We start from the raw sequence: 14,532 nt of genomic DNA, 5'->3' as shown, positions 1-14,532 counted from the left end.
AGCAATGAGGATGACTCCCGGTCGCTACAGGAAGGTCGCCTGATGGGCGCCGAGTTCGCGGTGCTCAGCGGAGGTGCCGGCCTGTCGCTGATGTCGGCGGTGCCCGGTCCCGACCTGGCCGGCGCCGGGTATGACGAGGGTGAATACGCGGTGTCGGGGGTGGCGACGAGGTACTCCGCCGCCGACCTCCCGGCCGATGGCCGTTTCGACATCGAGCCGGTCGACGACGCCGAGTTCATCACCCGCGTGGTCACGCGAGCGCCCGCCGACGCCGAGCGCTTCAACGGCACGCTGGTGGTGGAGTGGCTGAACGTCAGCAGCGGACAGGACGCGGCCCCCGACTACACCTACCTGAGCGAGGAGATCGTCCGGGGCGGATACGCCTGGGTGGGGGTGTCGGCGCAATTCTCCGGCGTTCAGGGTGGTTCGGCGACGGTGGCCGTCGGCGATGGCGCGCCGAAGGGCCTGGTCGGTGCCGACCCGGAGCGGTACGGCGGCCTGCATCACCCCGGCGACGGGTACAGCTATTCGATCTTCTCCAGGATCATCGACACCTTGCGAAACGGCTCTGCGACCCCGCTGGCCCACCTCGACATCCAGCGGGTGCTGGCGGTCGGTGAGTCCCAGTCCGCGCTCGCCATGACCACGTATGCGAACGGCGTCCAGCCGCACGACCGTCTCGTCGACGGGTTTGTCATCCACAGCCGGGCAGGTGCCCCCATGCCGCTCGGGGAACCTGGCCGGGCCATCGATCTCGTCGCCGCTCTGGGGGCACCAGCCGTGCGAATCCGCGACGATCTCGACGTCCCGGTGATCCTCGTGCAAACCGAGACCGACATCTTGGGGCATCTCTGGTACCACCCTGCCCGACAAGCTGATTCGGCCCGACTGCGACTGTGGGAAGTCGCAGGCAGTGCGCACGCCGACCGATTCCAGATCGGCGATTTCGAGTCGTTCCTCGGATGTCCCACCGCGGTCAACGACGGCCAGCAACGTTTTGTCGTGCGGGCCGCCCTGAGTCATCTCGACGCCTGGGTGAGCGACGGGCGCGAGCCGCCTGCCGCCGAGCAGATGGCGGTGGACGACACCGGACCCACTCCGCGGTTCGTCACCGATGCGGTGGGCAACGTCGTCGGGGGAGTGCGCACTCCGAGCGTGGAGGTCCCGACGTCGGTCCTCAGCGGATTCAGCACGGCCACGGCATCTCGGATCTGCCAGCTGTTCGGGTCCACCGTCCCGTTGTCCCCGTCTGAACTCACCACGATGTACGGCTCACCCGAGGCCTATCTCGAGCAGTACACGGCTGCCGCCGACGAGGCGATCGCGCGCGGTTTTGTCCTCGAGGAGGATCGCGCGGAGATCCTGCGCGACGCGAATGAGGCGGCTGCGGCCTGGCGCCTCGACCGGTAGAACTGTGGTCGTGAAACTGTTGCTGCTGGCCGACACCCACATCCCCAAACGCGCGAAAGACCTTCCGGCGCTGGTGTGGGACGAGGTCGACCGGGCCGATGTGGTGATCCACGCCGGTGACTGGGTCGACCTGGCAAGCTTCGAAGCACTCGAGCGCCGGGCGAAACGACTGATCGCGTGCTGGGGGAACAACGACGGCCCTGATCTGCGGTCGCGCATGCCCGAGCGGGCCGATGTGACCCTCAGCGGGCTGCGTTTCACCGTCACTCATGAGACCGGCGCGTCAGGGGGTCGGGAAAAACGGATGTCGGTCGCGTACCCCGACACCGATGTCCTGGTGTTCGGTCACAGCCACATCCCGTGGGACACCACCACGGGCACGGGTCTGCGTCTACTCAATCCCGGTTCGCCCACCGACCGGCGCAGGCAGCCGTATTGCACGTACATGACTGCTCGCGTGGTCGATGGCGACCTCGGCGATGTCGTTCTGCATCGGATCGAGAGGTGAACCGCTGACGCCCGGCCCGTGGCCAGACGTCAGCGATCTAGGGTCAGGCCGGTAGCGGCTGACCCGGTGTTCCGCTGTCGCGACGCAGCACCCGGAGCGACCCCTGCGCGCCGACCTCCGTGAACTGCCCTGTCTGCAGGGCCTTCTCGTAGATCTCGAACGGTGGCCGGCCACCGTCCTCGGGGTTCGGGAAGACGTCGTGGATGAGCAGGGCGCCGCCCACCCGCACCCACGGTGCCCACCCCGCAAGATCGTTCTGGGCTGCTTCGCTGCTGTGGCCACCGTCGATGAACACGAAGTCCGCGGCCCGGCCCCACACCTTTGCCGCCGCCGTCGAGGTGGCAAGCAGTCCGATCACCGTCGCTTCGAGACCGGCGTCCCACATGGTGCGCCGGAACCGGGCCGAGGTGTCCAGTGTTCCCGTGTGCGGGTCCACCAGCGAGGTGTCGTGGTACTCCCAGCCGGGCTGATGCTCTTCGGAGCCGCGATGGTGGTCGATGGTGACGATGGTGGCGCCGGTCGGTTCTGCGGCGGCCCCGAGGAAAACGGTCGACTTGCCGCAGTAGGTTCCGATCTCCACCCCGATGCCCACCGCGTCGGGAGCCGACAGGTATTGCTGCGCAACCCGATACAGCGCGACGGCCTCGTCGATCGGCATGAAGCCGGGAGCCTCGGCCGCGGCGTGCAGGTGCCGTTCGCTCGGCTGGTCGTTTCGGGTTTCGGATACAGATGTCATACCGGTGATCCTATCGGCGCCGCCGCGTAGGGTTGTGCGTTATGAAGGCGCAGATACTCACCGAAGAATCCGGCCCGAGCGGATTGTCCCTGAACGAGGTCCCGGACCCGGAGCCCGCCGACACCCAGGTGCTGGTCGACATCAAGTCCTGTGGCGTCTGCTTCCCCGACCTCCTGATGAGCCAGGGCAAGTACCAGCTCAAGGTGCCGACTCCGTTCACGCCGGGCACCGAGGTGGCGGGTGTCGTGTCGTGGGTGCCCGAGGGATCCGACCTGTCGGTGGGCGACCGGGTTCTTGTCATGTCGGTGGTGGGCGGTTTTGCCGAGAAGGTGGCTGCGGCGCCCGAGCAATTGCTGCCCATCCCGGACGGCCTCACATTCGACGAGGGTGCCGCCATGGGCATCAACTTCCAGACCGCGCTGTTCGCGCTGAAGACACGTGCCCATCTCGAACCGGGTGAGACCGTCGGCGTGCTCGGTAGCGCCGGGGGTGTGGGCGTGGCAACCATTCGCGTCGCAAAGGCGATGGGCGCCAGGGTGATCGCCATCGTGCATCGCACCGGTGCCGAAGAGATGCTGCGGGAGATGGGCGCCGACGAGGTGGTCCAACTCGAGGAGGGCTGGGGCTCGCGGATCAAGGAACTCACCGGCAACGGTGTCGACGTCCTGATCGACCCGGTGGGGGGCGAGGTATTCGACGAGGCGCTGCGTCAGGTGGCCCCTGACGGCCGGTTCGTGGTCATCGGGTTCGCGGCAGGCGGTATCCCCACGGTCAAGTTGAACCGCGTGCTGTTCCGGAACATCTCGGTGGTCGGCGCTGCCTGGGGCGAGTACGTCCGCACCCACCCCGGACTCCCGGCGCAGATCCACCAGGAGCTGACCACCATGATCGCCGACGGCATGCGGCCACCGGTGAACGTGACCTACGAACTGGCCGATCTGCCCCAGGCTCTCGACGACCTGGCGGCAGGCAAGGTCCTCGGCAAGGCGGTAGTCAAGATATCGGAATAGTGGGAGTGGAAAACAATGTGTCGCAACATAACTGAGCTTCGTGGACTCGAACCCCCGGCCACCGACGTTGAGATCGAGGCCGCGGCCCGCCAGTACGTCCGTAAGGTCAGCGGCGTGCAGAAGCCGTCGGAGGCGAACCAGCAGGCCTTCGAACTGGCGGTCCTGCGGGTGACCGCTGCGACGCAGGAGTTGCTCCAGTCATTGCCGCCCCGGCGACAGCCCCCCCAAAACCGTTCCGCCCCTGCGTCGTCCAGAGGTGCAGGCGCGGATCGCGGCGCGAGCGGCGCGAGGAGCCTAACCGAGTCCGAACAACTCCGACGCGTTGTGGTGCAGCACCCGGCGTAACCACTCGTCGCCCATGTCGAGTCGGGTGACCGCACGAAGTGCCGTTGCGTAGCCGTAGGGGATGTTGGGGAAGTCGCTGCCCCACAGGACGCGGTGGCCCAGATCGGCCAGCTGTGCCCTGCGATCGTCGGGAAACGGTGCCATCTCTTCGGCGAAGTCGGTGAATGCCATCGTCGTGTCGAGATGAATCCGTTCGTGGCGGCTCGCGATATCGAGGAAGTCCGCGTATTCCGGCATGCCCATGTGCGCGATGATCAACGTCAGCGTCGGAAACCGCTGCAACAGTTCGGCGATGGGCACCGGACCGGTGAAGGTCCCCGGCGCCGGGCCCGATCCGCAATGGATGACAACCGGTGTCCCCGCATCGGCGATGGCACCCCACACCGGATCGAGCAGTGGGTCGAGCGGACTGTAGTCGCCGACCTGAATATGCGCTTTGAACACCGATGTGCCCGATTCAATCGCTGAGGCGACGTATGCCGGTGCAGAGGGCTCCGGGTAAAAGGTGGCAGTTCGCAGACAGTCGGGGGTGTGTGACGCGAACTCTGCGGCCCAGCTGTTGAGCCAGGCGGCCATGTCGGGTTTGTGCGGGTAGATCATCGACGTGAACGTCGTGACCCCGAAATCGCGCAGTGTCTGTACTCGCTGTTGTTCGTCGGTGCGGTAGGTGATCGGCCACTGCCTTCCGACGAGCGGGCCGGCGGCGTCGAAATAGGCCCAGACCTTGTCCATCACCGACTTCGGCATGAAATGGGTGTGGACGTCGATCATTCCGGGGAGGTCCAGGTCGCTCCAGATCCTGCGAACGGCGTGCACCTCGGCCGGGGACGAGGGGGAAGGCTCGGACACCTCGCCCACGCTACCGACTGCTTGCTCACCCTTTGGCAAAGCGTGCGTCTGGACGGCTGTCCAGACATGTGTATGTTTTAATGGTCGAAGTCCGGCGGGGAGCTGCTCCGCAAGTCCGGAACCGAAGGCGTGCCGATGACAACTGATCGCATACTCGTGACAGGAGCGTTCGGCCTGGTGGGGGCCGAATTGGTCCGCACCCTGCTGTCCGGTGGCCACGATGTGGTGGCCACCGACCTCGACATCGAGCCCAATCTCAAGAAGGCCGCTCGGCTCAGCGGCAAGAACGGGCTCAGCGGCAGCAAAGGGCTCGCCGGCAGGAACGGGCTCGACGTCAGATGGGCCGACCTAACCAATCCCGCTGCGCTGAATGCGCTTGTGTCCGCGGTTCGTCCGACGGTCATCGTGCACTTGGCCGCAGTCATCCCGCCCGCTTGCTACGCGCGCCCTGACCTCGCCCGCAAGGTCAACGTGACGGCCACGCAGTCCCTGGTCGATGCCGCTGTTGCCCAACCCTCGCCGCCGCGATTCATCCAGGCATCCAGCGTGGCCGTGTACGGGCCGCGGAACCCACACCGCGTGGACGATGTCCTCACCCCGGACATGGCGCCGGCACCGTCGGACCTGTACGGCGCACACAAGGCCGAAGCCGAAAAGATCGTCACCGCTTCGCATCTCGATTGGGTGATCCTACGGTTGGGCGGGGTATGACAGCTGAACCGCGCTGGGACATCGACAAGGATCTGGTGTACTTCGAAGGGTTGCTGCCCACGGACGGCCGCATCCAGACCGTGGACGTGCGCGATGTCGCCCATGCGTTCGCCGCAGCCGCCACCGGCCAGATGTGCAACGAGATCTACCTGATCGGCGGTGACGAGTCGCACCGCATCACACAGGGTTTCCTCGCTCCGGCCGTCTCGGAGGCGATGGGTCTCACCGGTGGACTCCCCATCGGCAGGCCGGGAAATCCGGACAGCGACCGCGACTGGTTCGCCACGGATTGGATGGACACCAGCTCCGCGCAGGCGGCCCTGGGTTTCCAGCGGCACACGCTTGCAGACCTCATCGCCGAGACCCGCGATCGGGTGGGTGTCAGGCGTTACCCGCTGCGGGTGATCGCCCCGGCGATGCGCAGATACCTGCGCGCTCAGTCGCCGTATCGCCACACGCCGGGTCGGTTCGCCGATCCGTGGGGAGCGATCGCCTCCAGGTGGGGCGATCCTTCGCCCGACGGCCTCGATGGCCGGCAAGCACGGAACAGCGGGGTGACGTAGTCCGATGGAGCGCATGACCGGACCGGACGCGTTGATGCTCAACATGGAGACCTCGACGACTCCGATGCACACCCTGAAGGTCGCGATTCTGGACTCGTCGAACCGTGGCACACCGGTGACCCTCGCCGAACTGCGCGCGTTGGTACCCCGCTATCTCGGCCACTTCCCCCGGGCGACCCAGCGGATCGAAGCGCTGCGTGGCCATCGCGGGCGTCCTTTCTGGGTGTCCGACATGAGCTTTCGGATCGCCCACCACATCGATGAGCACACCCTTCCGGCTCCTGGCGATCAATCGCAGCTTGATGAATTGTTGGCCGCCCTGGCCACGAAACAGCTCTCGCGCGACCGGCCCCTCTGGGCCATGACGCTGGTGCACGGGCTCAGCGGCGGCCGTCAGGCGGTGGTCATCCGGGTGCATCACGCAGTGGTGGACGGTCTGGCCGCGCTGAACTGTTTCCGCACGGTGACCAGCGACAGCCCGGGAGCGACTGCGGCTGAACCGAATCCCTGGTCCTTCGAAGACGCCACACCTCCTGAACGCGCCGAGATGCGTGCGATGGCCCGGCGAGAATCGGTTCGCCTGATGCGCGACCTACCGCATGTGGTGGCAGATGTGTATCGGACCGGGGTGGCGGCCCGTCGTTTCGAACAGCGCCGAGCCGTACCCCACTTCATGGGCGCCGACCGCACGAGCTTCAACACCCCGAGTTCACATCGGCGGCGCTGTGCCAGTGCGTCGATTCCGCTCGCTGACGTGCGGCGGGTGGCGGATGCCACGGGAACAACCGTCAACGGCGCGTTTCACGGGATCGTGGCAGGCGCGATCCGCGCGGAGCGTCTGGCCCGCCGAGAGCGGACCGATCGCCCCGCCGTCGGCATGTTCGGGGTGTGCCGCGACCTCTCTTCGCCCCGCCGCCAGGGCAACGAGCTGGCGACGGCGACGGTCTACCTCCACACCGAGATCGTCGACCCTGTCGAGCGGGTGCGCGCCACCGCATCGAGTTGCGCTGCGGCCGTGTCCCTTCGCCGGCAGCTGGGTTTCGACCTCACCGAGCATCTCGCGACCTACACCGGTCGCCTGGGACCCTGGGCGCGTCCGATCGCAGCGCCCATCGCGCCTCTGGTGATGAACCACATCACCACGGCGAACATGCCAGGACCGAAAGAACATCGATGGATCGGCGACGTGAAAGTGGAGCAATGGACGTCTTTTGCACTGGCGATAGCCCCGGCAGATGTCAACCTGACCGCGTACAGCTACGCAGGGCAACTGTCGATGGGCCTGATCACCACACCAGAGTCCATGGCTGACCCGGCGGCATTCCTTGGCCGGGTCCAGTCGTCTCTGGACGAATTGACCTCGGCACTGCGCACGGCTGAGATGCTGGATCGATGACGGCCACACCCGGGCCGGATCGTGGCCGCTGGCAGAACAGATTCGACTCGTCGCTCACACGGATGTCGCTGCTGGCCGAAGTCCTGCCCCGGGCGGTGCTGAGCTCGCGCAGCGCCAGCCATCGCGCCGCGGCCACGGGCATCCCGTCGTCGGCCTTCGGCGTCCGCCAGGTGGGTGAAACAGCGCTCGACGAGTTCTTCATCGCCGGCTTTTCCCTGCTGCGCGCCGTGCCCGATGAAGACGACATCAGAGCGAACGTGGACAGGTGTGCGTTGGTGGGCAGCAGGCTCAGGGCGCTGCCGATGACCGAGGCGAACCCGGATCCTCCCGAGCTCCGAATCCAGCGGTCGATCCGCCGGAAACTGGGGCCGGTGGCGTACGAGCGGCTGGACTACGCGAGTCCGGACCCCCACCCTTTGTTGCTCACGGGCGACAAGACCAAGACGGCGGCAACCGTGCGTGTTCTCGAACACCGCGAGCGGGGGCACCCGTGGCTGCTCTGGATCCATGGCGCCGGGCAGGGTCGGATCGACGACCTGTTGTCGTTGCGCGCGGCGTTCCTGCATGAGGAACTCGGCTACAACGTCGTGTTCCCGGTCCTGCCGGGGCATGGGATGCGACGCAGCAAAGGCGTGACCTTCCCCGGCTTCGATCCGATGGCCAACGTCGCGCTCACCGCTCGTGGGATCGCGGAGGTCCGTGCCCTGGTCCGGTGGATGCATGCGCAGGATCCGACCCCCATCACCGTCGGTGGCATCTCGCTGGGTGGTCCGGTCGCCGCAATCGTGGCCGGCCTCGAACCGCAGGTGCAATCGGTGATCGCAGTGGTTCCGATGCTGGACCTGCACGCAACCATGGCCCATCATCTGCTCCGCGGCGGTGACCGGGGTCGTGCGATCGCAGACCTGTTGCGGTCGGATCCGGTCCAGGACGTGACGAGCGTGGTGGACCCCCTGAGGGTGGTACCTCATGCGCAGGCGGACCGCCGTCTGGTGGTGGCCGCCCTGAACGACAGGGTGACCTCGGTTGCCGCCGCGGAACGTCTGCACGCCCATTGGTCGGGGCCGGTGCACTGGTACCCGGGTGGACACATCGGCGGGGTGATGTCGTCAGCCGTACGTGCGGCGATCACCGACTTCGCATCGGCGCAGACCTAGAACGGCCCGCGCCTGAGGCGCCCTGTGCCGAGGTGGTCGGCCGGAGCAGGTTGGTGGCCCACGTGGCGGTCGGGGTACCGTTGCCAGCTGTGCCTGATCAGTCCCCGGTTGAAGCCACTCGTCGACGACTGACGGGCAAACGTGCCGACACGGTGTTGAAACTGGGTGCGGCCACCGTCGAGGTACTCGGCGAAGTGGGCTACTCGGAGCTGACGGTGCCTCTGGTCGCGGCCAAGGCGGGCCTGGCCCGCGCGACCGCGTACATCTATTTCTCCTCGAAGGAACACCTCGTCGCTGAGGTGTACTGGCGTCGGCTGACCACGGCCACACCTCCGGCCAACGACTCTCCGGAGATGATCGAGCGCGTCGTGAGTGTGCTGCGGTACCTGGCCCTCAACGTTGCCGACGAGCCCGAGTTCGCCGCGGCGGTGACGCAGGCATTGCTCAGCAATGACTCCGACGTCGAACAGCTCCGCTTCCAGATCAGCCGCGAGATCCATCGGCTCTTGGTGGCAGCCGTCGGGTCGGAGGGAAGCTCCAGAGATGTGGGACTGCTGGAATTGGTCTACACCGGTGCCATGGTTCGCGCGGGGATGGGTCACCTGTCCTACGGTGAGGTCGCGGACCAGCTCGAGGCTGCCGCGCGCCAAATTCTGGCCTGAACGCTCGCGCCTTCAATAGTCAAGTCGTCTAATAGCTTTCGCCAGTTCCCGGCGCTGAATGCGCGCTGGGTCCGGTGCCTGTGACCGCTGTCGAGAACTTCACTCAATCACACAACTGGACACCCGTCTATACGGTTGACGATACGTATGTCTGTGCGTAATGTCTGACTGGCTTCGAACAAAGTGATCTGCATCACCAGCCGCCCCATCTCCCGCTCCTCGCGAGCCCACTGAGAAACCAGTCCTCCGTCGTGGATGGCCGGGCGATGGCGTCTGGCGCTCGATCGCCCCATCCATGGCTCGTGAAGGGTATGAAATATGAAGTCACGCAGGACAAGTCGCAGCCGCGGTCAAGTCATCTTCGGCGTCGGTGCCTCGGTGTTGTTGACAGTTCTCGGCGTCAGCGCGTGCAGCGACGGTTCCGACAGTGACTCTCAGGATTCGTCGCTGCCCACAACATCCCTGCCGGCGGACGCGGCCACCGGCGCCCCGATCAAGGTGGGCTTCATCAACAGCGAAGGCGGCTCGTTCGCCTCTTTCCCGGCCAACCGGGAAACCGCTCAGGCCGCAGCCGAATACATCAACGCCAACGCGGGTGGGGTGGACGGACGGCCCATCGAACTCGTCATCTGCAAGCAGCAGGAAGAACCGGCTTCGGCGACGAACTGTGCCAACCAGATGGTCGAGCAAGGTGTTGTCGCAGTGGTGGTTCCCGGTGGAGCCCAAGGGCCGGCGATGTTGCCGATCCTCTCCGGCGCAGGTATCCCGTACGTCGGCCCGGTCGGCGTCACCCCCGTCGAGCTGACCTCGCCGGACTCCTTCATGTTCACCGCCGGACTGCCAGGCGTGCTCGCCGGTATGGCTCAGTACTCGGCGCAGAACGGCATCAAGAAGCTGGCCCTCATGTCGGGTGACGGCGGAGGCACCCCCGCGGCGATCTCCGCGATCGGCAACCCGATCTTCCAGGCGGCAGGTATCGAACTCAAGGTCGTACCCATTCCGACCGCCGTGCCCGACCCCACGCCGCAGCTCACCGCAGGGCTGTCCGACAACCCCGATGCCGTCGCCATCGTCGGCGACGCCAACATGTGCATCTCGGTGCTGAAGACCATGCAGACCGTCGCTCCGGGCAAAGACCGACTGGTCGTGCCACGTGCGTCGCCCCTGACGTGGTGAAAGCCGTTGGCGGATCGGTCATGGAAGGCATCAAGGACTTCACCACCGTCGACATCTACTCAGACGATCCCGACTCGGTCCTCTACCGCTCCGTGATGGCGCAGTACGCGCCGGAGACCGACATCGGCGGCTACGGCTACACCGGATACCAGGGCGTTCTCGGCCTGTACCGGGTGATCGAGAACCTGACCGGCGACATCTCGCCCGCAACGGTGACCGGAGCGCTCAAGGCAGCCAAGGACATCCCGCTCCCGATCGGGGCCGGACTGAAGTTCACCTGCAACGGCACCGCGATCCCGCAGCTGCCGTCGATCTGCAGCAAGACGTTGCTCGTCGGTCCGGTCGACAGCGAGGGCAAGCCCTCGAACCTGACGAGCGTCGGCTAGATCCAGCGCGAGAAGACCCACCTGAATAATCGAAAGAAGTTGGAACAGTAGATGACCGAGCACTTTGCCTACCTCTTTCTCGGCCTGGGCAACGGAGCGGTCTACGCCGCCCTCGGACTCGCGTTGGTGATGACCTTCAAGAGTTCGGGGGTGGTGAACTTCGCGACGGGAGCTGTCGCGCTGTACACCACGTACACGTATGGGTTACTGCGTGAGGGAGAACTCCTCATCCCGGTACCCGGCTTCCCGTCGACGATCGAATTGGGTGGCGAACTCGACCTCGTTCCCGCCGTCGCGATCTCGCTGGTGATCGCGGCGGCGCTGGGAGCGCTGCTGTACCTGGTGGTCTTCCGCCCGATGCGGTCGGCGCCGGTGGTCGCCAAAGCCGTTGCGTCGATCGGTCTCATGCTGGCCATCCAGGCGCTCCTCGCGCTTCGGGTCGGCACCACAGCGGTTCCGGTGGCACCGATCTTCGAACCGGGAGTCCTCTCCATCGGTGAGAGTCAGGTGCCCACCGACCGCATCTGGCTCGCCGTGGTGATCGTGGCCCTGGCGACAGTGGTCGCGCTGGTGTACCACTTCACGCGGTTCGGCGTGGCCACCGAAGCCGCCGCGGAATCGGAGAAAGGTGCGTTTGTCACCGGGCTTTCGCCCGATCGCATCGCAGTGAGCAACTGGGCTCTGTCGTCGGTGATCGCCGGACTCGGCGGTATTCTCATCGCCCCGATCGTGCCGCTGAGCCCGATCGCGTACACGATGTTCATCGTGCCCGCGCTGGCTGCGGCGCTGGTGGGCAACTTCTCGTCCATGGCTTTGGCCGTCGCGGCCGGGCTGGGCATCGGCATACTGCAGGCAGAGGGAACGCACCTGCAGAGTCTCTACAGCTGGATTCCGAAATCTGGTGTATCCGAGGCGATCCCGCTGCTCTTGATTCTGGTGTTCTTGGTGGTCAAAGGTCGGCCATTGCCCAGTCGCGGCGGTATCGTGCACCAGAACCTCGGACGGGCTCCCCGTCCGAGACGGATCTGGACGCCGGCAGTTGTCGCCACCGTGGTTGCGGTCATCGCCCTGTCGGCGACGTCGGGCAGCTACCGCGGGGCGATCATCGCCACATTCATCTTCGCCATCCTCGGACTCTCGCAGGTGGTGGTGACCGGGTTCGCCGGACAGGTCTCGCTCGCCCAGCTGACCCTCGCGGGTGTCGGTGCCTTCGGGTTGAGTGTGGTGAACACCGAACTGGGGATACCGTTCCCGTTCGCGCCGATCCTGGCTGCACTGATGGCCACGGTCATCGGGGTGGTGGTCGGGTTGCCCGCCCTCCGGATCCGGGGGCTCCCGTTCATGGTGGTCACGCTTGCGCTCGCGGTGTTCCTGGAGACCTTCTGGTTCCGCAACCCGTCGTTCAACGGCGGACTCAAGGGCTCGAACTTCGACGCACCGAGCATCTTCGGGATCGATCTGGGTATCGGCGCCGGAGAGAACTACCCGAGGATCTCGTTCGGGATCCTGTGCCTGATCATCGTGGTGATCGCTGCGGTCGGCGTCGGTCTGCTGCGGCGCAGTCGGCTCGGCTCGGCCATGCTGGCCGTCCGTGCCAACGAGAGGTCCGCGGCCGCCGCGGGTATCAACGTGTCGCGAACCAAGTTGGCCGCGTTCGCAATCGGCTCGTTTCTCGCCGGGCTCAGCGGCACATTGCTCGCATACCAACAAACTCTCGCAACCGCTGATCCGTTCAGTGTGTTCGCCGGCATCGCGATCTTCGCCATCATCTACACAGCCGGGATCACGTCCGTGTCGGGCGCCCTGCTCGCAGGTGTCCTCGCTCCCGGTGCGTTGCTGTACATCGTGCTCGACCGGGCCTTCGACTTCGGTGACTACTACGCGCTGGCCAGTGGGGTGCTCCTCATCCTGACGGTGATGATCAACCCGGACGGCATCGCCGGACGCATCACCCCTCTGGTGCAACGGTTTTCGCGCCCTGAGACACCCCGAGCCCCGGCAGGGGAGCCTGATGCCTCGACGGCGCCGACGACGGCGTCCGGTCGGCTCGACGCCGGTACACCGGTGATCGATCGTGACCGGACGCTGCTGAAGGTCGACTCCGTGTCGGTGCAGTACGGCGCGGTCACCGCCGTGAGTGAGGTGTCGTTCGAGGTGTTCGACGGCGAGATTGTCGGGCTGATCGGGCCGAACGGTGCCGGAAAGACCACTCTGATCGACGCCATCAGTGGGTTCGCGTCGGCGTCGGGACACATCACTCTCGACGGAACCGACGTGACCGATCTGGCTCCGCACCGACGCAGCCGACGTGGATTGGGTCGCACGTTCCAGGATGTCGAGCTGTACGACGACCTGTCCGTGCGGGAGAACGTCACCGTCGGCGCGCGTGGCGGTAAGGCTTCCACGAGCGACGATAGCGTCGACGATGTTCTCGGCTTGCTCGATCTGCATTCGGTCGCCGATGTCACCGTTGCCTCACTGTCACAAGGACAACGGCAATTGGTGTCGATGGCGCGGGTGCTCGCGGGCAATCCCTCGGTGGCACTGCTCGACGAGCCCGCCGCCGGCCTCGACAGCAACGAGAGTCGGTGGCTCGGTGAACGGCTACGCGCCGTCCGCAACAACGGCATGACGATGCTCCTCGTCGACCACGATATGGAACTCGTTCTGTCCGTGTGCGATCGAATCATCGTTCTCGATCTCGGCAAGGTCATCGCCAGTGGGACACCCGACGCCATCCGGGCCGACGAGCACGTCATCCGTGCCTATCTGGGTGTGCCTGCGGGTGGTCGGGACACCGCCGAGGCCACATCGGCGACCGGGCTCACGGAACAGAAGGTGATCTCATGAGCGTGCTGGAATGCAAGGGCCTGGAGGCCGGGTACTTCAAGCGCAGCCCGTGTGTGCGCAACGTCGACCTGAACATCGGCGCGGGCGAGGTGGTGTCGCTGCTGGGGCCGAATGGTGCGGGCAAGACCACCTTGTTGCTCACCTTGGCCGGGTTGTTGCCGAGTTTCGGCGGGGACGTCTTGGTGGGTGGGCAGACCCTTCGTCGCGGAAGTCCGCGCGCGGCAGTGGGATCGGGCCTTGTGCTGGTGCCCGACGACCGCGCGCTCTTCCGCGGGCTGAGCGTGCGCAAGAACCTTCAGCTCGCGACCCGCGGACGTGACCGCGGAAAGCAGGCTCTGAACGAGGTGCTCGAGTACTTCCCGGCGCTCGGTGCTCGCCTCAAAGTCGACGCCGGCCAGCTGTCTGGGGGCGAGCAGCAGATGCTGGCCATCGGCCGCGCACTCATCCAGCGGCCGAAGGTACTGCTCATCGACGAGCTGAGCATGGGGCTCGCACCCGTTGTGGTGGAGTCGATCCTGCCGATCATCCGCGCGGTCGCGGACCGGGGCGACACCGCAGTCGTGCTGGTGGAACAGCACGTCCACCTCGCCCTCGGGATCGCGGACCGGGCCGTGATCATGGTGCACGGTGAAGTGGTCCTCGACCAGCCCTCGTCGGTGCTGTCGGACGATCCATCGTTGGTCGAGCGGGCGTACATGGGTGCGCGCAAAGGTGACTCGGAGAGCGTTGCGGGCTGAGTTGGGCTCTTTCTGGTCGAAAGAACTGTCAGACCC

At 66.1% G+C, this 14,532-nt stretch carries 12 protein-coding genes and 2 pseudogenes; 12 read left to right on the top strand and 2 right to left on the bottom strand.

Annotation, left to right across the window (positions count from 1 at the left end):
- The first annotated feature begins 42 nt into the window (after positions 1 to 42).
- Together W823_RS38020 and W823_RS38015 are read left to right on the top strand one after the other, a co-directional pair.
- On the top strand, positions 43 to 1,410 hold the full coding sequence (locus W823_RS38020) for an alpha/beta hydrolase domain-containing protein (RefSeq protein WP_023956219.1): 1,368 nt from the start codon (positions 43 to 45) through the stop codon (positions 1,408 to 1,410).
- A 10-nt stretch (positions 1,411 to 1,420) separates the two neighbouring features.
- A complete protein-coding gene (locus W823_RS38015) occupies positions 1,421 to 1,918 on the top strand; it encodes a metallophosphoesterase (RefSeq protein WP_031331747.1) in 498 nt (165 codons plus the stop codon).
- A gap of 43 nt (positions 1,919 to 1,961) precedes the next feature.
- Here W823_RS38015 and W823_RS38010 read toward each other — a convergent pair whose 3' ends face one another.
- The gene (locus W823_RS38010) at positions 1,962 to 2,654 is read right to left on the bottom strand and encodes a class I SAM-dependent methyltransferase (protein ID WP_023956215.1); all 693 of its coding nucleotides are present in this window, start codon (positions 2,652 to 2,654) and stop codon (positions 1,962 to 1,964) included.
- Between the two features lie 41 nt (positions 2,655 to 2,695).
- On the opposite strand from W823_RS38010, the gene W823_RS38005 reads away from it, so the two are divergent.
- The gene (locus tag W823_RS38005) at positions 2,696 to 3,664 is read left to right on the top strand and encodes an NADPH:quinone oxidoreductase family protein (protein WP_023956213.1); all 969 of its coding nucleotides are present in this window, start codon (positions 2,696 to 2,698) and stop codon (positions 3,662 to 3,664) included.
- Between the two features lie 15 nt (positions 3,665 to 3,679).
- Positions 3,680 to 3,962, top strand: a pseudogene (locus W823_RS57150) (DUF2277 domain-containing protein).
- Here the strand turns inward: W823_RS57150 and W823_RS38000 are convergent.
- Positions 3,959 to 4,858, bottom strand: coding sequence for an amidohydrolase family protein (locus W823_RS38000; RefSeq protein ID WP_235189453.1), 900 nt, complete (start codon positions 4,856 to 4,858; stop codon positions 3,959 to 3,961). The pseudogene W823_RS57150 and the gene W823_RS38000 sit on opposite strands and share 4 nt — an antisense overlap.
- 135 nt (positions 4,859 to 4,993) lie before the next feature.
- Between W823_RS38000 and W823_RS37995 the strand changes: the two are divergent.
- The 8 genes and pseudogenes from W823_RS37995 to W823_RS37965 all read left to right on the top strand — a co-directional run bounded on the left by W823_RS37995 (position 4,994) and on the right by W823_RS37965 (position 14,496).
- Positions 4,994 to 6,132: pseudogene (locus W823_RS37995) on the top strand (NAD-dependent epimerase/dehydratase family protein).
- Between the two features lie 13 nt (positions 6,133 to 6,145).
- On the top strand, positions 6,146 to 7,528 hold the full coding sequence (locus W823_RS37990) for a wax ester/triacylglycerol synthase domain-containing protein (RefSeq protein ID WP_023956209.1): 1,383 nt from the start codon (positions 6,146 to 6,148) through the stop codon (positions 7,526 to 7,528).
- A complete protein-coding gene (locus W823_RS37985; RefSeq protein ID WP_023956207.1) occupies positions 7,525 to 8,685 on the top strand; it encodes an alpha/beta hydrolase in 1,161 nt (386 codons plus the stop codon). Before W823_RS37990 ends, W823_RS37985 begins: the two co-directional genes overlap by 4 nt.
- Positions 8,686 to 8,774: 89 nt before the next feature.
- Entirely contained in the window at positions 8,775 to 9,347 is a 573-nt protein-coding gene (locus W823_RS37980) for a TetR/AcrR family transcriptional regulator (RefSeq protein WP_038252633.1), read from the top strand.
- A 318-nt stretch (positions 9,348 to 9,665) separates the two neighbouring features.
- Positions 9,666 to 10,523, top strand: coding sequence for an ABC transporter substrate-binding protein (locus W823_RS37975; protein ID WP_369792590.1), 858 nt, complete (start codon positions 9,666 to 9,668; stop codon positions 10,521 to 10,523).
- Between the two features lie 20 nt (positions 10,524 to 10,543).
- A complete protein-coding gene (locus tag W823_RS59525; protein WP_369792589.1) occupies positions 10,544 to 10,909 on the top strand; it encodes a hypothetical protein in 366 nt (121 codons plus the stop codon).
- A 51-nt stretch (positions 10,910 to 10,960) separates the two neighbouring features.
- Positions 10,961 to 13,759 carry a branched-chain amino acid ABC transporter permease/ATP-binding protein gene (locus tag W823_RS37970; RefSeq protein ID WP_023956203.1) on the top strand — a complete coding sequence of 933 codons (2,799 nt, stop codon included), beginning with the start codon at positions 10,961 to 10,963 and terminating at the stop codon, positions 13,757 to 13,759.
- Positions 13,756 to 14,496 carry an ABC transporter ATP-binding protein gene (locus tag W823_RS37965; protein WP_023956201.1) on the top strand — a complete coding sequence of 247 codons (741 nt, stop codon included), beginning with the start codon at positions 13,756 to 13,758 and terminating at the stop codon, positions 14,494 to 14,496. The genes W823_RS37970 and W823_RS37965 overlap by 4 nt, the downstream gene beginning before the upstream one ends.
- The last annotated feature ends 36 nt before the right edge of the window (positions 14,497 to 14,532 follow it).

The organism is Williamsia sp. D3 (genome assembly GCF_000506245.1).
Taxonomy (GTDB): domain Bacteria; phylum Actinomycetota; class Actinomycetes; order Mycobacteriales; family Mycobacteriaceae; genus Williamsia; species Williamsia muralis.
This window is presented reverse-complemented; position numbering and strand designations above follow the sequence as displayed.

What these genes read in the sequence shown, in the direction of transcription:
- W823_RS38020 (WP_023956219.1), top strand. Translation starts at nt 43, where the DNA reads ATGGGCGCCGAGTTCGCGGTGCTCAGCGGAGGTGCCGGCCTGTCGCTG.
- W823_RS38010 (WP_023956215.1), bottom strand. Translation starts at nt 2,654, where the DNA reads ATGACATCTGTATCCGAAACCCGAAACGACCAGCCGAGCGAACGGCAC.
- W823_RS38005 (WP_023956213.1), top strand. Translation starts at nt 2,696, where the DNA reads ATGAAGGCGCAGATACTCACCGAAGAATCCGGCCCGAGCGGATTGTCC.
- W823_RS37990 (WP_023956209.1), top strand. Translation starts at nt 6,146, where the DNA reads ATGACCGGACCGGACGCGTTGATGCTCAACATGGAGACCTCGACGACT.
- W823_RS37985 (WP_023956207.1), top strand. Translation starts at nt 7,525, where the DNA reads ATGACGGCCACACCCGGGCCGGATCGTGGCCGCTGGCAGAACAGATTC.
- W823_RS37975 (WP_369792590.1), top strand. Translation starts at nt 9,666, where the DNA reads ATGAAGTCACGCAGGACAAGTCGCAGCCGCGGTCAAGTCATCTTCGGC.
- W823_RS59525 (WP_369792589.1), top strand. Translation starts at nt 10,544, where the DNA reads ATGGAAGGCATCAAGGACTTCACCACCGTCGACATCTACTCAGACGAT.
- W823_RS37970 (WP_023956203.1), top strand. Translation starts at nt 10,961, where the DNA reads ATGACCGAGCACTTTGCCTACCTCTTTCTCGGCCTGGGCAACGGAGCG.
- W823_RS37965 (WP_023956201.1), top strand. Translation starts at nt 13,756, where the DNA reads ATGAGCGTGCTGGAATGCAAGGGCCTGGAGGCCGGGTACTTCAAGCGC.